A 16,105-nucleotide genomic window follows, 5' to 3' on the forward strand; every position below is an offset into this window, starting at 1 on the left:
GTCCTTACTCGATCGTTTCGATGATGCGGTTGTGGTTCGTGTAGATGCACATGTCGCCGGCGATGCCGAGCGACTTCTCCACGATCTCGCGCGGCGACAGCTCGGTGTTCTCGACGAGCGCGCGGGCCGCGGCCTGCGCGTACGCACCGCCCGAACCGATCGCGCAGATCCCGCCTTCCGGGTCGAGCACGTCGCCGTTGCCGGTAATCACGAGCGTGGTGGTGGCATCGGCCGTGATCAGCATCGCCTCGAGGCGGCGCAGCATCCGGTCGGTGCGCCAGTCCTTCGCGAGCTCGACGGCCGCGCGGGTCAGGTTGCCCTGGTGCTTCTCGAGCTTCGCTTCGAAGCGATCGAGCAGCGAGAACGCATCGGCGGTGCCGCCCGCGAATCCGACCAGTACCTGGTTGTTGTAGATCCGCCGCACTTTCCGCGCGCCACCCTTCATGACGATGTTGCCGAGGGTTACCTGGCCGTCGCCGCCAAGCGCGACCTTGTCGCCGCGCCGGACCGAAACGATGGTCGTGCCGTGAAATTGCTCCATCTGCGTTCCTTGAGAAAAACGGGGAAGAGTCGGGCGGCGCGGGGCGCCGCCGCATGAATCGCAGTGCGCCGGGGAGCGGCCCGGCGCGCGTCCGTTTCATTTTAGGGCGGGCGCCGGGATATCAAGAGGGGAGGCAAATCGTCCGGCCGGGAACCGGTGCCGGAAAAACAAAAAGCGCGCGNNNGGCCGGCCGCGCGCTTTCGGGAAGCAGCGTGTCTGAGCGGAACGCCGCTCGATCAGTCGCCGAACAGCTTCTGGCGCAGCTCGCGGCGCTCTTGCGCCTCGAGCGACAGCGTGGCCGTCGGCCGCGCGAGCAGGCGCGGGATGCCGATCGGTTCGCCGGTTTCCTCACACCAGCCGTAATCGCCGGAATCGATGCGGGCGAGCGACTGCTGAACCTTCTTGAGGAGCTTGCGTTCGCGATCGCGCGTACGCAGCTCGAGCGCGTGCTCTTCCTCGATCGTCGCGCGATCGGCGGGGTCGGGCACGATCACCGTCTCGCGCAGGTTCTCGGTCGTCTGGCCTGCATTCTTGAGGATGTCCGCCTGCAACTGTTCGAGCCGATTTTTGAAGAAGGCGAGCTGATCCTCATTCATGTAATCCTTGTCGCTCATCTTCAGGATTTCGGCTTCGGTCAAGAGTTTCTTCGTCATCTGCTTGCTTCTTCAATGTGCGGCAAATCAGGAGATAGTGCCTGCACTTTGGGATTACCCGCAACTGCGCTTGCAATCATTTGCGATTTGCCGCCGCGGGGCCGAAAGCCTCTGGAAAACCGGTTCTCAAATACCAGGATAGGCCTGGCGCGGATTTGCGCGCGCGGCGAACCGGTGCTGCGCGGCAGATCGCATCGGCCGCGGCCGGGTGGCGGATGGGCGATCCGGCGCGGTTGCGATGCCCGGAAAACTGGTTCAGCAAGAACCGGGCCTGTTTGTTGCCGTACTCCAGCGGGCACGTATTGTAACTGAATCGCAAGCGGGCGCCGTATCGGGTCGATCCCCGTCAGCTGCGCCAATATCTAGAAAATATAACGCGCAAATCGGGAAAAAGCGATGACGGCGACACCCTTCCCGGAAAAGGCGCCTTCCAAGCGCCGCGGCCGCCCGTGAAGGCGGCCGCATGGAGGGCGCGCGATGCGGCCCCGAACGCTCAGGCGAGGCAGGCGTCGAGACCGTCGGTGATCAGGTCCTGCGGCAGGTCGACGCCGATGAAGACCATCTTGTTGGTCTTCTTTTCGACCGGCAGCCACTTCGCCGCGAGGTCGCTGCCCATCATCTGGTGCACGCCCTGGAACACGACCTTGCGGTCGACGCCCTTCATGTACAGCACGCCCTTGTAGCGCAACATCCGTTCCCCGTAGATCTGCAGGATGCCGCCGAGGAAGTCTTCGAGCTTGTTCGGGTCGAACGGGCGGTCGTTGCGGTACACGAACGACTTGATCTTGTCGTCGTGGTGCGCGTGGTGATGGTGGCCATGGTCGTGATCGTGCGCGCATTGACCGTGATCGTGGTCGCAATGCGCGTGATCGTGGTCATGGTCGTGATCGTGGTGATGGTGCGCGTGGTCGTCCTCGGCGAGGAAGTCCGGATCGATCTCGAGCTTCGCGTTCAGGTTGAAGCCGCGCAGGTCGAAGATTTCCTTGATGTCGGCTTCACCGAAGTTCACGACCTTGATCGTCGCCTTCGGGTTCATGTGCATCAGGCGGTGCTTGAGCGCGGCGACGGCCTGGTCGTCGACGAGGTCCGACTTCGTGATGAACAGGCGATCGGCGAAGCCGACCTGGCGCTGCACCACTTCGTGTTCGTCGAGCTGCGCGTTCGCGTGCTTCGCATCGACCAGCGTGATGACGGCGTCGAGCAGGAAATCGTCGGCGATCTCGCTGTCGATGAAAAACGTCTGCGCGACCGGGCCCGGGTTTGCGAGACCGGTCGTTTCGATCACGATGCGGTCGAAGTCGAGCTTGCCTTCGCGCTTCTTCGCGGCCAGATCGCCGAGCGCGCGTGCGAGGTCGCCGCGGATCGTGCAGCAGATGCAGCCGTTGCTCATCTGGATGATCTGCTCGTTCGAATCCTGAACGAGGATCTCGTTGTCGATGTTCTCTTCGCCGAATTCGTTTTCGATCACGGCGATCTTCATGCCGTGCTGTTCGTTCAGGATGCGCTTGAGCAGGGTCGTCTTGCCGCTGCCGAGGAAGCCGGTAAGGATGGTGACGGGAGTGGCCATGTCGGTCGCCTGTGGTTCGTGAATCGGGGTCAAAACCAGGATGTGTGCGTCGCGCCATCGACTCGCGAGCCGGGGCGTACAACCATCCATTGAAACATACCTGTCAAGCCCTCGCCCGTCGTCCGGACGACAGGCTCGAGCGCGGTTCCGCCAGCGGGCAGGGCCGGCGGATGCGGGTGTGCGCGTAGATCGGGGCGATCAGACGATTTGCAACAGCAGGCCTTTCAGATATTCACCTTCCGGGAAGGCCGCGAGCAGCGGGTGATCGACGCCCGCGCCGAGCCGCTTCAGGATCCGCGCGTCGACCTTCGCATCGGCGGCCGCGCTCGCGACGATCTTCTGGAACAGGTCCATGTCGATCGCGCCCGAGCACGAGTACGTGAACAGCAGGCCGCCCGGACGCAGCAGCTTGAAGCCGCTCAGGTTGATGTCCTTGTAGGCGCGCGACGCGCGGTCGACGCTGTCGCGGGTCGGCGCGAACTTCGGCGGATCGAGCACGACCAGGTCGAAACGCTCGCCTTCGTCGACGAGGCGGCGCAGCGTCTTGAACGCGTCCGCGTCGAGCCAGGTCGCGCGTTCGGCGTCGAAGCCGTTGGCCACGACGTTCTGCCGCGCGAGCGCGAGCGCGTCGCCCGACGAGTCGATCGACACGACGCGTTTCGCGCCGCCCTTGAGCGCCGCGAGCGAGAAGCCGCCCGTGTAGCAGAAGCAGTTGAGCACGTCGCGGCCGTCCGCGTATTGCGCGACGAGCGCGCGGTTGTCGCGCTGGTCGACGTAGAAGCCCGTCTTGTGGCCGTTCGGCACGTCGACGTGATAGCGCACGCCGTTTTCGGTCGCGATCAGCGTCGCGGGCGGCGCGTCGCCGGCGAGCACGCCGGTCGTCTGCTCGAGCCCTTCCTTGTCGCGGATCGACACGTCCGAGCGCTCATACACGTTCGGGCAGCCGGTCGCGCCGCTGAGCGCGGCGACGATCGCGTCCTTCCATGCCTCGACGCCCGCGGCCATGAACTGGCACACGAGCTGGCCGCGCGGTGCGGCGTCCGGCTCGGCCGTGTCCGCGATGTAGTAGTCGACGATCAGCCCCGGCAGCCCGTCGGCCTCGCCGAACACGAGCCGTACCGCGTCGGTGCCCGACACCATCGTCGTGCGATGCGCGACCGCGCGCTGCACACGGCGCTTGAAGAACACGTGATCGATCGGTTCGTTCTCGTCGAAGCTCCATACCCGCACGCGGATCTGCGACTGCGGGCTGTACGCGCCGCGCGCGAGGAAGCGGCCGTCGTGCGCGCGCACGAGCACGGTCGCGCCCGGCGCGGGTGTGCCGTCGACGCGGTCGATCGCATTGGCATAGACCCACGGATGCCGGCGCAGCAGCGACTTTTCCTTGGACGGTTTGAGGGTGACGGTTTGCATGATCGGATGGAAAAGGGCCGCGGACGACGCCGGCCGTGGCCGGTCGCCACGCACGGCGGGTCATACGGGGCGCGCGTCAGTCGCGCTTCTTCGCGCGCGGATGCGCGCTGTCGTAAATCTTCGCGAGATGCTGGAAGTCGAGCGACGTATAGACCTGCGTCGCGGCGACGCTCGCGTGGCCCAGCAGCTCCTGCACCGCGCGCAGGTCGCCGCTCGACTGCAGCACGTGCGTCGCGAACGAGTGGCGCAGCACGTGCGGGTGGACGTTGGCGGGGATGCCCGCGGCCAGCGCCGCCCGCTTCACGCGGTCGCGCACGACGCCCGGCGCCATCCGGTTGCCGCGCACCGACACGAACAGCGGATGCGGATCGTGCTTCACGAATTCGCCGCGCACCGCGAGCCACGCGTTCAGCGCGTCGATCGCCTTGCGGCCGACCGGCACCTTGCGTTCCTTGTTGCCCTTGCCGCGCACGGTGACTTCGGCTTCGGCGAGGTCGAGCCAGCCGGCCGAGCGGTAGCCGTCGGCCTGCGTGTACATGACGTCGAGCCCGACGAGTTCGGCGAGGCGCAGCCCCGACGAATAGAACAGCTCGAGGATCGCGTGATCGCGGATGCCTTCGGTCGTGCCGGCGAGCGGGGCGTCCATCAGCGCCGATGCGTCGTCGACCGACAGCGCCTTCGGCAGGGTCTTCGGGCGCTTCGGCGCGCGCACCGCGGCGACGGGATTCGCGGGCATCTCGATGCGCTGCGCGAGCCAGCGGTAGAACGCCCGCCACGCGGACAGCCGGTGCGAAATCGAGCGCGCGGACAGTCCGCCCGCATGCGCGCGCGCGACCGCGCCGCGCATGTCGGCGGCCGTCAGCGCGTCGAGCGGGCGGCCGGCGGCGAGCTTCGTCAGTTCGTCGAGTTCGTGCGTGTACGCACGCAGCGTGTGTTCCGACAACTGCCTGACGTGTTTCAGGTTCGACAGGTAGGCGGCGATCGGATCGTCGGTCATCGCGGGTGCGACATCAGTGCGGCAGCAGGCGCGTCAGCGCGGCGCTGGCGAGCGTCGCGATCTGCGCGAGGAAGTCGGTGGCCATGCCGTCGTGGAAGCGGCGCGGATCGGGCGAGCCGAGCACGAGCAGGCCGAACGCGGGCGCATCGTTGCCGGCGAGCGGCGCACGCAGCGCGAGCAGCGCGACCGACGTGGCCGAGCCGTCGCCGGCCGGCGCGGCTTCGGCGCCTTCCGCAGCGGCATTCGCCGCCGGCGCCGCGAGCGCGGGCGCGAGCCACTGGGCCGCTTCGAAGCCGGTGTTCGCGCCGCAGTACGGCGTCGACAGGCCGTTCGTGAACAGGCGCACTTCCTCGCCCACCTGGCGCGCGAAATCGGCCTGCGCGTAGGTGTCGGCGACGTCCCACACGCGCAGCGCCGTCTGCGGCACGTCGAACACGTCGGCGATGCCGCCGGCGATCGTCCGGGGCAGCGCGTACGGATCGCGTTCCGCGATCACGCGTGCGGTCCAGCGGCTGAACTTCGCGGACAGGCTGTCGTTCTCGTGGCCGTAGCGCACGAGTTCGGCGAGCCGGCGCTCGAGATGCTTGTTCTTGTCGCGCAGCATCTCCATCTGCCGCTCCTGCAGCGAGATCGCGGCCTTGCCGTGCGGGTTCGCGAGGCGGATCGTCGCGAGCAGTTCCGCGTGTTGCGCGAAGAATTCGGGATTGGCGAGCAGGTAGTCGGCGACTTCGCGATCGTTCATGTGGCTGGAGCGTTCAGTTATCAGGACATTGAAGGGTCAGACGTTCAGGTCGATCTCGCCTTCGAACACGGTCGCGGCGGGCCCGGCCATCGTCAGCGCGGCGGTTTCGTCGCGCGCGCCGTCCCAGCCGATCGTCAGCGTGCCGCCGTGCGTGTGCACCGTCACCGGCGAATCGAGCAGGCCGCGCCGGATGCCGGCCGCCACCGCCGCGCAGGCGCCGGTGCCGCACGCGAGCGTCTCGCCCGCGCCGCGTTCGTACACGCGCAGCTTCACCTCGTTGCGCGACACGATCTGCATGAAGCCGGCGTTCACGCGCTGCGGGAAGCGGGCATGGCGCTCGATCAGCGGGCCCTCCTCCAGCACCGGATACGCTTCGGCGTCGTCGACGACCTGCACCGCGTGCGGGTTGCCCATCGACACCGTCGAGATCCAGCGCGTGTGGCCGCCGACGTCGAGCGGCCACAGCGTGTCGCGGCCGTCGGTCCGACCGTCGAGCCCCGCTGCATCGAACGGCACCTGCGCCGGCGCGAACACGGGCGCGCCCATGTCGACGACGACTTCGCCGTTGTCCTGCATCGTCAGCGTGATCAGGCCCTTCATCACCTCCACGCGCACGCTGCGCTTGTCGGTCAGGCCACGGTCGCTGACGAATTTCACGAAGCAGCGTGCGCCGTTGCCGCAGTGTTCGACCTCGCCGCCGTCGCAATTGAAGATCCGGTACTTGAAATCCGCGCCGTCGACGGTCGCTTTCTCGACGAGCAGCAACTGGTCGGCGCCGATGCCGAAGTGTCGGTTGGCGAGCGCGCGCACCTGCGCGTCGGTGAGCGGCGGCAACGCGCGCGAATAGCCGTCGAGCACGACGAAGTCGTTGCCCGCGCCGTGCATCTTGGTGAACGAGAGTTTCACTGGGTCCGGAATTCCATGGCGAACAAGGCGGTCGGCACGATTCGCGCGGCATGCCGCCCTGCCGGGCAGCGTCGTTCGTCGTGCTGATCTCAACCGCAAATGATACATGCAGCCGACAGGGGCGTCCTGCGCGGACGGGGGGCGGGGCGTCGTTCGCGCGGCGGAGCGGGGCGGGGCCGGCCGATCGGCTGACTGGTTGTGCGGGCGGCGCTCGGGCAGATTGACACGATGCGGTGCGGCGAGCGTCGGCCGTGCAGGCGAACCGGTGGCGCAAGTCCGGGCGTTGCCCGCGCACGGGATGAGCCGCGTGCGTGTTTTCGTACCGGTCAAATTGACGGATCAATCAGGCGATTCGTATAGTGTGGCTATACGCCATGCCGTCGATATCGCACTCGCGTGTGGGAGGCCCATGATCAAGTCATGGCGGCACAAGGGGCTGGAAGCGTTTTTCGTGAACGGGAGCCGGGCGGGGGTCCGGCCGGATCATGCCCCGAGGTTGCGGCGCCAGCTCGCCCGTCTCGACGTGGCGAGCGAGCCGTTCGACATGAACTTGCCGGGCTGGCGCTTTCACGGCCTGGCAGGCGGGCTGGACGGCTACTACTCGGTGGGCGTGAGCGTCAACTGGCGCCTGACATTCCGGTTCGAGGGGCCCGATGTCGTCCTGGTCGACTATCAAGACTATCACTGAGGTCATTCAACGCCATGACTCGCATTTTCAATCCGCCCCATCCGGGCGAGACGCTGCGCGACGACGTGTTGCCGGCGCTTGGCCTGACCGTCACCGATGCCGCCGCGCAACTCGGCGTCACGCGTGCAGCGCTGTCGCGCATCCTGCACGGCCATGCCGGCATTTCGCCTGAAATGGCACTGCGTCTCGAAGCGTGGCTGGGCGAGGAAAACGGCGGAAAGGCGGATCTGTGGCTCGCGCAGCAGTGCGCCTACGATCTCTGGCAGGCGCGCGCGAAAGGCATGCCGAAGGTGGCGAGAGTGCAGGCGCGCATCTGACGGCGCGCCTGCGGGTACGACTCAGTAGAGGCTCGGCTCGCCGGGCGGGCGGGTCTTGAAGCGCTTGTGCACCCAGTAATACTGCTCGGGCATGAGCGGAATCTGTTCCTCGAGGAATGCGTTCATCCGCCGTGCGTCGGTGTCGTCGTCGCCTGTCGGGTAGTTGTCCCACGGCTTGAACACCTTTAGCCGGTAGCCCTTGTAGTTCGGCAGCACCTCGCCGATAAAGGGCAGAACCTGCGCGTGCCCGGTCTTTGCGAACCGGCCGACGGCCGTCAGTGTGCAGGCCGGCACGCCGAAAAAGGGCACGAACGTCGAGTTGCGCAGCCCGTAGTCCATGTCGGCGCCGAGCATCACGGGCTTGCGGTCGCGCAGCCACCGCAGCACGGTTCGCGCACTGTCGGCCCGGCTCGCGAGTTCCGCGCCGAAGCGGCTGCGGCCGGCCTTGGCCGCGGCTTCGATCTCCGGGCTCTTCATCGGCGTGTAGAGCGAGCCGCACGTGCGGCCGAGTGCAAGGTTGATCGCCATCGAACCGGCCTCGATGCCGACGAAATGGAACCCGAGCAAGAGCGTCGGCGGCATGTCCGGATCGCTGAGGTCAACCTCGCTTTCGACCGTAAACAGCTTGCGGTAGGCCTGTTCCGACGCGAACCACTGGTAGCTGCGCTCGACGTAGCTGCGGATCGCATGGCGGAAATGCAGGCCCGCCACTTCCTCGCGCCGCTCGTCGCTCCAGTCGGGGAAGCAGAGTTTCAGATTGATATGTACGATGCGCTTTCGCCGGCTGGGAATCTGGTACAGCAGCCAGCCGAGGCCATCGCCCAACCGTGCGGTCAAGCCGTACGGCAGCAGGGCGAGCAGCTTCAGAAAGCCGATGGCGAGGTGCGTGCCGAGGCGGCCTAGCATGCGGAATCTCCGTGGGGCCGGCTGGCCGGCACGTTGCGAACAGGGGGGTAGGACAGTGGACGATGCAGCACGAGTGGCGCTCTGTGACAATTCACGAAAGCCGCTATAATACGGGCTTCGCCGAGTTAACTGACAACTTGCGGGGCGAAGCCGGCTGGCGTGAAGCGCGCTGCCCGGTTCTGGTAATCCGCTAAAGCGTCGCCGCTTCAGGCCTACCGAAGCTGGCTACGTGAAACCGACCGTAACCACACAGGAGCCTGAAAAAGTGGCAAACGATTATCTCTTCACGTCCGAATCCGTCTCTGAAGGCCATCCGGACAAAGTCGCGGACCAAATCTCGGACGCGATTCTCGACGCCATCCTCGAGCAGGACAAATATTCCCGCGTTGCGGCTGAAACGCTGTGCAACACGGGTCTCGTCGTGCTGGCCGGTGAAATCACCACGACGGCCAACATCGATTACATCCAGATCGCGCGTGACACCATCAAGCGCATCGGTTACGACAACACCGAATACGGCATCGACTACAAGGGTTGCGCGGTGCTGGTCGCGTACGACAAGCAGTCGCCGGACATCGCCCAGGGCGTTGACCGTGCCCATGACGACAACCTCGATCAAGGCGCGGGCGACCAGGGCCTGATGTTCGGCTACGCATGCGACGAAACGCCGGAACTGATGCCGCTGCCGATCTACCTGTCGCACCGCCTCGTCGAGCGCCAGGCCAGCCTGCGCCGCGACGGCCGCCTGCAGTGGCTGCGTCCGGACGCGAAGTCGCAGGTCACGGTCCGCTACGTTGACGGCCGCCCGGATTCGATCGACACCGTCGTGCTGTCCACGCAGCACGCACCGGACATCGAACTGCCGGCGCTGCGCGAAGCCGTGATCGAGGAAATCATCAAGCCGACGCTGCCGGCCGACCTGATCAAGGGCGACATCAAGTTCCTGGTGAACCCGACCGGCCGGTTCGTGATCGGCGGCCCGCAGGGCGACTGCGGCCTGACGGGCCGCAAGATCATCGTCGATACGTACGGCGGTGCCGCACCGCACGGCGGCGGCGCGTTCTCGGGCAAGGATCCGTCGAAGGTCGACCGTTCGGCAGCGTATGCCGGTCGCTACGTCGCGAAGAACATCGTTGCAGCGGGCCTCGCGTCGCGCGCGCTGATCCAGGTGTCGTACGCGATCGGCGTGGCCGAGCCGACCTCGGTGATGGTCAACACGTTCGGCACGGGCCGCGTGTCGGATGCAGTGATCACGAAGCTCGTGCGCGAGCATTTCGACCTGCGTCCGAAGGGCATCATCAAGATGCTCGACCTGCTGCGCCCGATCTACGAGAAGACGGCAGCGTACGGCCACTTCGGCCGCGAAGAGCCGGAATTCTCGTGGGAAGCAACCGACAAGGCACTCGCACTGGCCGAAGCGGCCGGCGTGGAGCCGACGGCACGCGTCGCGTAAGCGTCGTCTGCCCGAAACGAAAAACCCCGGCATGCCGGGGTTTTTTTATGGTTCATCGAGGACTTCAGCGGGCGCCGAAGCCGAACCAGCCGTTGCTGGCCGCGAGGCGGCGCGGGCGGTTGACGCGGCGCTGCGGGCCCAGCGTGCGGCGCAGCGCAAGCGCGCGCAGCGACGACGGCTTCTGCAGCAGCGAGCGCAGGCCGGCGCGGCGTGCGAACGCCTGCGCGCTCATCATCGAGAAGAACGCGTGGAACCACGCGCGGATGCCGTCCAGCCGGCTATGTGCGTGCGTATGCTCCGCGAGTGCCTGCGCGCGGGCGCGATGATGGCGCAGCGAGCGGGCGGGCGTGGCGGGCACGACGCGCTTCGCAGCGCGGCTGAGACGGGAAGTCAGACGGAATGGCATGTGAACGATGCTTCGCTTGTATGGATGGCGCCCTTGAAGAGCGCACTGGTATGAACGGCCTCGGATGGCGCAACGCATCTTACCGAATGTCGCTGCGCGCCGCGCCCGCCAGAATTGACAGGCCGCGACAGGCTACAAGGGTTTCATGACGGGTAAAAGTCGCGATAAACCCTCGTGCCGCAAGCGTGTTGCCGCATACCGCCTGTCGCTGAGGCTCGCGCCGCGCCGTACAGTTCCCTTGCGCCAGATCAAATCGGCAATTGGCATGCCCCTGCGCACGACAATGGTGCTGTTCGCGTCATCCGGCGCCGATTTACAATCGTCACATTCACACAATAAACGTCTGGCATCCCATGTCGTCTCCATTGCAGTCGGAATCGATCCGCGCGCAAGTCGCGGAATTGCGCGAACGCGGCTTCGTCGTTGCGCGTGGCCTCGTGAGCGAAGCACAGTGCGCGGCGCTCAAGCGCATCGCGGAGCGCCAGTTGCAGGAAGCGGCGGAGCCGATCGAGTTCGAGGCGGATTTGCGCTATCCGGGCGCGCCCGAGTCGAAGCACGCGCCGGGCGGGCATACGGTGCGGCGGCTGCTGGACGCCTACTCGCGCGATCCGGCGTTCGCCGAGCGCGCGATCGCACCCGAAATCGGCGCGTGGATGCGCGAGTACTTCGGCGAGCAGCCGGTACTGTCGCGCACGCATCACAACTGCATGATGACGAAGCACCCCGCGTACGGCAGCCTGACGGGCTGGCATCGCGATTTTCGCTACTGGTCGTTCGAACGGGCGGACATGGTGTCGGTGTGGCTCGCGCTCGGGCCGGAAACGAACGAAAACGGCGCGCTCTGGCTGGTGCCGGGTTCGCATACGGCCGAATTCGGGCCGGAAGCGTTCGACGACGCGAAGTTCTTCCGCAGCGACCTGCCGGAGAACCGCAAGATGATCGACGCGGCCACCTGCCCGCCGCTCCAGACGGGCGACGTCGTGTTCTTCCACTGCAACACGCTGCATTCGGCGGGGCAGAATCGCTCCGACCAGGTGAAGTTCTCGCTCGTCTATACGTATCACGGCCTGAGCAACCGGCCGGTGCCGGGCACGCGTTCGGCGACGAAGCCGGAAGTGCAGTTCTAGCGCGGCGATGCGCCGGCGCCGAAGCGGCGGCGATCGCGGACGGCGGCTCGGCAGTGAGGCCGCGTTGGCGAATGAAGCAACGGGCGGCCTGGCCGCCCGTTGCGTTTGGCGTGGCCCGATCGTGTGATGCGGGCGGTGGCGGGGCGCGCGGCCGCGCGATCAGCGCTTGCCGGCCGGCATCGCGAGGCCGATCAGGCCGATCAGCATGGCGACGGCGCCGCCGGCGATCAGCAGGATCGTCTTCGTCGCGGGCGAGCCGGTGAAGAAGCGCGACACGTCGTCGTTGATCGAATGAAACGACAGACCGCCGAAATACAGCAGCACGACGCCGCCGACGAGCAGCGCAACCGAGATAGCCCGGGACATACCAACCTCGCTGTAACGATGATTCGAGACGCCGCAGTGTAGGCGACGCGCACGGCCGCGTCCATTGCCGTGCGCGCTTCGGCCACGTTCGTTACCATAGCCGTCGTATGTTTCCTTCGCCGCCGGCACGCAGTTCGCGTGCGGCGCGCGTCCCTTCCTCGACGTCCTGACGGAACCGATCCATGGCCTACGAAGCAGCTTCCGAACGTTATGCCGACATGCAATACCGCACCTGCGGCAAGTCCGGGCTCAAACTGCCCGCCCTGTCGCTCGGCCTGTGGCACAACTTCGGCGACTCGACGCCGATCGCGACGCAGCGCGACATCCTGCGCACCGCGTTCGACCTTGGCATCAATCATTTCGATCTCGCGAACAACTACGGGCCGCCGTACGGCAGCGCCGAAACCAACTTCGGCCGGCTGCTGAAGGAAGATTTCCGGCCGTACCGCGACGAGCTGCTGATCTCGACGAAGGCCGGCTGGGACATGTGGCCGGGGCCGTACGGCAGCGGCGGCGGATCGCGCAAGTACGTGCTCGCGAGCCTCGACCAGAGCCTGCAACGGATGGGCCTCGACTACGTCGACATCTTCTATTCGCACCGCTTCGACGCGCACACGCCGCTCGAGGAGACGGCCGGCGCACTCGCGTCGGCCGTGCAGCAGGGCAAGGCGCTGTACATCGGCATCTCGTCGTATTCGGCTGCGAAGACGCGCGAGATGGCCGAACTGCTCGCGCAGTACAAGGTGCCGCTGCTGATCCACCAGCCGTCGTACAACATGCTGAACCGCTGGATCGAGCAGGATCTGCTCGGCACGCTCGACGACATCGGCACGGGCAGCATCGCGTTCACGCCGCTCGCGCAGGGGCTGCTGACGTCGAAATACCTGAACGGCGTGCCGGCCGATGCGCGCGTGAACAAGCCGGGTGGCGGTTCGCTGAAGCAGGATCACCTGAGCGCGGACAACCTCGAGCACGTGCGCAAGCTCAACGGCATCGCCGAGCGGCGCGGGCAGAGCCTCGCGCAGATGGCGCTCGCATGGGTGTTGCGCCATGGCCGCGTGAGCTCCGCGCTGATCGGCGCGAGCCGTGCGGAGCAGGTGCGTGAAAACGTCGGCGCGCTGAAGAACCTCGAATTCTCGGCGGAAGAACTCGCGGAGATCGATCGCTACGCGACCGAAGGCGGCATCAATCTGTGGGAAAAACCGTCCACCGACCAGGCGATCTGACCGGCGTCAACGGCAGTTGCTACGGAATGCGAACGATCGCATGCCGTAGCGCGGCGCACGCAAGCAAGCCGTCATGTCGCTGCGGTGCAGCGACGTGACGGGCGTGCGGAAACGGGTCGCTAGATCAGCGCAGGCAGGCCTTCGACGAGCAAAACCGCCACGCCGAGGCCGAGGATGACACCGAGCACGCGCAGCAGGTTGTGGCGGAATTCGGTGGCACACGGCACCGCGCCGAGGAATAGCGCTCCGGCCAGCGCCATCGGAATCAACAGGATGAAGTCGCCGATCGTGAAATAGGTCGTCATGCGTGTCTCCGTAGTCAGCCGGAACAGGCGTACACACCTCTTCCAGCCCCATGCCGGGCATTTCTCATCGTTGAGCCGACCCGATTGCGAGCGGGGCGGACAGTTCGAGTATAGGCAAACGCGCGTCGTTTTTCGCTATCCGAACCATTAAAAGTCTGCGGAAAACCCGCGGAATTCTGCATTTTTTCCGCGAACTGGACGAACGCCTTGCGCAAATCTTTCCTGTTCCTTTCGTTTTGCGCGGAAACGTCGTACGTATTCGAGACGGGCCGCCGCACCCGCGAGCGCGGCGGCCCGTCCGCTTACGCGCGATCGGGTTGCGTGCGAACGGCCGGCGTGCGGAACACCAGCGCGAGCCCGGCGACGATCGCCCCCATGCCGGCGAGCGCGAGCGGTTCGGGCCGGTTGCCGAGCCAGACGGCGTCCATCAACGTGGTGACGACGGGCACGAGATAGAACAGGCTCGTCACGTTGACGAGATCGCCGCGCTGCATCAACCGGTAGAACAGCAGTTGCGCGATCACCGAGATCACGATGCCGAGCCACAGCAGCGGCACGACGAACGCCCAGCCGGCGTCGAGCGACATCGGCCGGAACGGCAGGATCGCCGCGCACAGCGCGAGGCCGATCGCGTTCTGCAGCGGCAGCACGTCGGCGGGTGCCGCGCGCACGCGCTTTTGCAGCAGCGAGCCGACGGTCAGCGCGACGAGCGCCGCGAGCGCCCAAGCGATGCCCATGATCGGCAGCGCGGCACCGCCGACGCCGCGACACACGACGAGCGCGAGGCCGGCGAGCGACAGCCCGAGCCCCGCGACGCGCATCGGCTGCCAGCGCCGCTCGACGATCGCGAGCGTGAGGATCGGCTGGACGCCGAGGATCGTCGCGAGCACGCCGGGCGCGATCCCGCGATCGAGCGCGAGCAGGTAGAAGATCGAATAGCCGCCCATCATCAGCAGGCCGGTCAGCACGGCCATGCGCCGCTCGCCGCGCGGCGGCAGCCAGCGTCCGCGCATGACGGCCAGCACGAGCAGCACGAATGACGCGAGCGCGAAACGTGCGGTGAGAAAGACGAACGCGGATGCGTGACGCAGACCGAATTCAGCGAAGATCGCGCCGCTGCTCCACAGCAGGACGAAGAGCGACGTGATGCCATGCGCGGCGAGCGCGCGTTTGAACGAAACCATGTGAATCCACCTGTCGAACGGATCGAAACGTTCCATGTCGCGCGCGCAGCAACGCACCGTGCGTGGTCACGCACGAACGGCCGCAAACGGGCGAATGGAAAACGGAGAGCGAAGCCGGCTGATCAGCCGACGCGTGCCGCCGGCGGGGGCGGCGCGGCGCTGACGCGCGGCGGTGCGACAGGAGGAGGGAGGACCGATGGATGCGCGCACGCCTGCGGCCGCGTATCGAACTGCGGCCGGGATTTTGCGAGAGCGGACGTGAGCGGATGCATCGTGTCGAAAGGCGCTTGAACGCGGATGAGCATCAAAGGTACCGCAACGAGACGAGCCCGCGCAACTGCCGCAACTGTCGGCTGCGGGGTGCCGCGGTCGCGCGTGCGGTCATCCGCCGAGCGCGTTGCCGCCGACGTACCGGAGTAGAAGTAGAGCCCGATCGCGAGCCCGAGGCCGTCCCGGTGCATTGCTTCGGCGCGATGCGCCATGCCGACCGCGGCCGTCGAGAACGACCACGCGAGACGGCTCTGCGCGTGACTGACGCCGAACGTGCGTGAAAATTCCGGCAGCAGCGGCGGCACGTAGTCGAGCCGCGAGAAGGTCGCGTAACCCGCGAACAGCAACGCGGCGCTTGCGCGCCAGCAACGGCGCGAGCCGCGTTCGAGGCAGGGCGGGGCGGCGTTGCGCCGCGCGGCCGCGGGCGTGATTCCGTGGGATGCGGTCACGCGAAATCTCGTGACGGCCGGGCAAACGCCGGACGATGCGCGCATTGCGCCGTTCGCATCCGCATCGCATGGCCGGCCGGATTCGCAGACAGTCACATTCGACAGGGTATGATGGGGGTATCCGGGTGTGCAAGCGCACGCGCGACGCAGTGGTTGATTGGAGACATACGACGAATTCGCGGCACTTCGCCCGCTTCTTCTTCTTTTCGCGCTTCGATAAACCGTGAACAATGGGATTACGCGCAACACCCAGGTGAGGGCGGCGCGGATCGTGCATTTGCCGGCTCGCCAGCGAGCCGGGTTTCAAGTTTCAAGAGTGGGGAACCATCATGCATGTCGGGTCGATTGTCTGCACTACCCATATCGCGGTGCCGAAGGGCGCGCGCGGCATCGTTCAGCGCGTTCTGGGCGACATGGCCATGGTGACCTGGTACGCGGGCGTGCCGGGCGAGTCGAAGGAACTCAACACCGAGCCGTTCTTTCTCGAAGACCTGATCGACACCGGCGAATCCGTGCTGCCGGCCGGCGCCGCGGTCCACTGAGCACGCGTGCCGCACCGGCGCTCGTGTTTCGGCGCGGCTGACGGCAC

The 16,105-nt window shown here is 66.5% G+C and carries 18 protein-coding genes and 1 pseudogene; 6 read left to right on the forward strand and 13 right to left on the reverse strand.

Features of this window, described 5'->3' with window-relative positions:
* Positions 1-4: 4 nt before the first annotated feature.
* The 7 genes from hslV to dapF form a co-directional block, all read right to left on the reverse strand.
* Complete coding sequence (gene hslV, locus ACTJKF_RS14600) at positions 5-541, reverse strand: ATP-dependent protease subunit HslV (RefSeq protein ID WP_006477497.1); 537 nt, start codon at positions 539-541, stop codon at positions 5-7.
* Between the two features lie 236 nt (positions 542-777).
* Entirely contained in the window at positions 778-1,194 is a 417-nt protein-coding gene (dksA, locus tag ACTJKF_RS14605) for an RNA polymerase-binding protein DksA (RefSeq protein ID WP_006477498.1), read from the reverse strand.
* A 493-nt stretch (positions 1,195-1,687) separates the two neighbouring features.
* Entirely contained in the window at positions 1,688-2,761 is a 1,074-nt protein-coding gene (locus ACTJKF_RS14610) for a CobW family GTP-binding protein (protein ID WP_440624221.1), read from the reverse strand.
* A 198-nt stretch (positions 2,762-2,959) separates the two neighbouring features.
* Positions 2,960-4,174: a class I SAM-dependent rRNA methyltransferase gene (locus tag ACTJKF_RS14615; RefSeq protein ID WP_440624222.1), complete on the reverse strand. Its 1,215-nt coding sequence runs from the start codon at positions 4,172-4,174 to the stop codon at positions 2,960-2,962.
* A 76-nt stretch (positions 4,175-4,250) separates the two neighbouring features.
* Positions 4,251-5,171, reverse strand: coding sequence for a tyrosine recombinase XerC (gene xerC / locus ACTJKF_RS14620; RefSeq protein ID WP_440624223.1), 921 nt, complete (start codon positions 5,169-5,171; stop codon positions 4,251-4,253).
* A 13-nt stretch (positions 5,172-5,184) separates the two neighbouring features.
* Complete coding sequence (locus ACTJKF_RS14625) at positions 5,185-5,913, reverse strand: DUF484 family protein (RefSeq protein ID WP_440624224.1); 729 nt, start codon at positions 5,911-5,913, stop codon at positions 5,185-5,187.
* Positions 5,914-5,949: 36 nt separating this feature from the next.
* On the reverse strand, positions 5,950-6,819 hold the full coding sequence (gene dapF / locus ACTJKF_RS14630; RefSeq protein WP_440624225.1) for a diaminopimelate epimerase: 870 nt from the start codon (positions 6,817-6,819) through the stop codon (positions 5,950-5,952).
* A 409-nt stretch (positions 6,820-7,228) separates the two neighbouring features.
* On the opposite strand from dapF, the gene ACTJKF_RS14635 reads away from it, so the two are divergent.
* Positions 7,229-7,507, forward strand: a complete 279-nt coding sequence (locus ACTJKF_RS14635) for a type II toxin-antitoxin system RelE/ParE family toxin (protein ID WP_440624226.1) — start codon at positions 7,229-7,231, stop codon at positions 7,505-7,507.
* A 14-nt stretch (positions 7,508-7,521) separates the two neighbouring features.
* Positions 7,522-7,824, forward strand: a complete 303-nt coding sequence (locus ACTJKF_RS14640; protein WP_440624227.1) for a HigA family addiction module antitoxin — start codon at positions 7,522-7,524, stop codon at positions 7,822-7,824.
* A 21-nt stretch (positions 7,825-7,845) separates the two neighbouring features.
* Here the strand turns inward: ACTJKF_RS14640 and ACTJKF_RS14645 are convergent, their stop codons facing one another.
* A complete protein-coding gene (locus ACTJKF_RS14645) occupies positions 7,846-8,730 on the reverse strand; it encodes a lipid A biosynthesis lauroyl acyltransferase (protein WP_440624228.1) in 885 nt (294 codons plus the stop codon).
* 265 nt (positions 8,731-8,995) lie between these two features.
* Between ACTJKF_RS14645 and metK the strand changes: the two genes are divergently transcribed.
* Positions 8,996-10,183 (forward strand): methionine adenosyltransferase, encoded by a 1,188-nt coding sequence (gene metK, locus ACTJKF_RS14650; protein WP_059468609.1) that lies wholly within the window; start codon positions 8,996-8,998, stop codon positions 10,181-10,183.
* 64 nt (positions 10,184-10,247) lie between these two features.
* On the opposite strand, the gene ACTJKF_RS14655 is transcribed toward metK, so the two are convergent.
* Entirely contained in the window at positions 10,248-10,589 is a 342-nt protein-coding gene (locus tag ACTJKF_RS14655; protein ID WP_440624229.1) for a hypothetical protein, read from the reverse strand.
* A 353-nt stretch (positions 10,590-10,942) separates the two neighbouring features.
* Here ACTJKF_RS14655 and ACTJKF_RS14660 point away from each other — a divergent pair, with 353 nt between their 5' ends.
* Positions 10,943-11,716 (forward strand): phytanoyl-CoA dioxygenase family protein, encoded by a 774-nt coding sequence (locus ACTJKF_RS14660; RefSeq protein WP_440624230.1) that lies wholly within the window; start codon positions 10,943-10,945, stop codon positions 11,714-11,716.
* A gap of 159 nt (positions 11,717-11,875) precedes the next feature.
* On the opposite strand, the gene ACTJKF_RS14665 is transcribed toward ACTJKF_RS14660, so the two are convergent.
* Positions 11,876-12,082, reverse strand: coding sequence for a DUF3185 family protein (locus ACTJKF_RS14665; RefSeq protein ID WP_440624231.1), 207 nt, complete (start codon positions 12,080-12,082; stop codon positions 11,876-11,878).
* A 182-nt stretch (positions 12,083-12,264) separates the two neighbouring features.
* Between ACTJKF_RS14665 and mgrA the strand changes: the two genes are divergently transcribed.
* Positions 12,265-13,308: an L-glyceraldehyde 3-phosphate reductase gene (gene mgrA / locus ACTJKF_RS14670; protein ID WP_440624232.1), complete on the forward strand. Its 1,044-nt coding sequence runs from the start codon at positions 12,265-12,267 to the stop codon at positions 13,306-13,308.
* A gap of 119 nt (positions 13,309-13,427) precedes the next feature.
* Here mgrA and ACTJKF_RS14675 read toward each other — a convergent pair whose 3' ends face one another.
* From ACTJKF_RS14675 to ACTJKF_RS14685, 3 genes and pseudogenes are all read right to left on the reverse strand, one after another.
* Positions 13,428-13,613 (reverse strand): hypothetical protein, encoded by a 186-nt coding sequence (locus tag ACTJKF_RS14675; RefSeq protein WP_440624233.1) that lies wholly within the window; start codon positions 13,611-13,613, stop codon positions 13,428-13,430.
* 302 nt (positions 13,614-13,915) lie between these two features.
* On the reverse strand, positions 13,916-14,797 hold the full coding sequence (locus ACTJKF_RS14680) for a DMT family transporter (RefSeq protein ID WP_440624234.1): 882 nt from the start codon (positions 14,795-14,797) through the stop codon (positions 13,916-13,918).
* Positions 14,798-15,219: 422 nt separating this feature from the next.
* Positions 15,220-15,561: pseudogene (locus tag ACTJKF_RS14685) on the reverse strand (hypothetical protein); the annotation flags it as partial.
* A gap of 284 nt (positions 15,562-15,845) precedes the next feature.
* Between ACTJKF_RS14685 and ACTJKF_RS14690 the strand changes: the two are divergent.
* The gene (locus ACTJKF_RS14690) at positions 15,846-16,058 is read left to right on the forward strand and encodes a hypothetical protein (RefSeq protein WP_014895745.1); all 213 of its coding nucleotides are present in this window, start codon (positions 15,846-15,848) and stop codon (positions 16,056-16,058) included.
* Positions 16,059-16,105 lie beyond the last annotated feature (47 nt).

It is taken from the genome of Burkholderia sp. 22313, assembly GCF_052045245.1.
GTDB lineage: Bacteria > Pseudomonadota > Gammaproteobacteria > Burkholderiales > Burkholderiaceae > Burkholderia.

What these genes read in the sequence shown, in the direction of transcription:
- hslV (WP_006477497.1), bottom strand. Translation starts at nt 541, where the DNA reads ATGGAGCAATTTCACGGCACGACCATCGTTTCGGTCCGGCGCGGCGAC.
- dksA (WP_006477498.1), bottom strand. Translation starts at nt 1,194, where the DNA reads ATGACGAAGAAACTCTTGACCGAAGCCGAAATCCTGAAGATGAGCGAC.
- ACTJKF_RS14610 (WP_440624221.1), bottom strand. Translation starts at nt 2,761, where the DNA reads ATGGCCACTCCCGTCACCATCCTTACCGGCTTCCTCGGCAGCGGCAAG.
- ACTJKF_RS14615 (WP_440624222.1), bottom strand. Translation starts at nt 4,174, where the DNA reads ATGCAAACCGTCACCCTCAAACCGTCCAAGGAAAAGTCGCTGCTGCGC.
- xerC (WP_440624223.1), bottom strand. Translation starts at nt 5,171, where the DNA reads ATGACCGACGATCCGATCGCCGCCTACCTGTCGAACCTGAAACACGTC.
- ACTJKF_RS14625 (WP_440624224.1), bottom strand. Translation starts at nt 5,913, where the DNA reads ATGAACGATCGCGAAGTCGCCGACTACCTGCTCGCCAATCCCGAATTC.
- ACTJKF_RS14635 (WP_440624226.1), top strand. Translation starts at nt 7,229, where the DNA reads ATGATCAAGTCATGGCGGCACAAGGGGCTGGAAGCGTTTTTCGTGAAC.
- ACTJKF_RS14640 (WP_440624227.1), top strand. Translation starts at nt 7,522, where the DNA reads ATGACTCGCATTTTCAATCCGCCCCATCCGGGCGAGACGCTGCGCGAC.
- ACTJKF_RS14645 (WP_440624228.1), bottom strand. Translation starts at nt 8,730, where the DNA reads ATGCTAGGCCGCCTCGGCACGCACCTCGCCATCGGCTTTCTGAAGCTG.
- ACTJKF_RS14655 (WP_440624229.1), bottom strand. Translation starts at nt 10,589, where the DNA reads ATGCCATTCCGTCTGACTTCCCGTCTCAGCCGCGCTGCGAAGCGCGTC.
- ACTJKF_RS14660 (WP_440624230.1), top strand. Translation starts at nt 10,943, where the DNA reads ATGTCGTCTCCATTGCAGTCGGAATCGATCCGCGCGCAAGTCGCGGAA.
- ACTJKF_RS14665 (WP_440624231.1), bottom strand. Translation starts at nt 12,082, where the DNA reads ATGTCCCGGGCTATCTCGGTTGCGCTGCTCGTCGGCGGCGTCGTGCTG.
- mgrA (WP_440624232.1), top strand. Translation starts at nt 12,265, where the DNA reads ATGGCCTACGAAGCAGCTTCCGAACGTTATGCCGACATGCAATACCGC.
- ACTJKF_RS14675 (WP_440624233.1), bottom strand. Translation starts at nt 13,613, where the DNA reads ATGACGACCTATTTCACGATCGGCGACTTCATCCTGTTGATTCCGATG.
- ACTJKF_RS14680 (WP_440624234.1), bottom strand. Translation starts at nt 14,797, where the DNA reads ATGGTTTCGTTCAAACGCGCGCTCGCCGCGCATGGCATCACGTCGCTC.
- ACTJKF_RS14690 (WP_014895745.1), top strand. Translation starts at nt 15,846, where the DNA reads ATGCATGTCGGGTCGATTGTCTGCACTACCCATATCGCGGTGCCGAAG.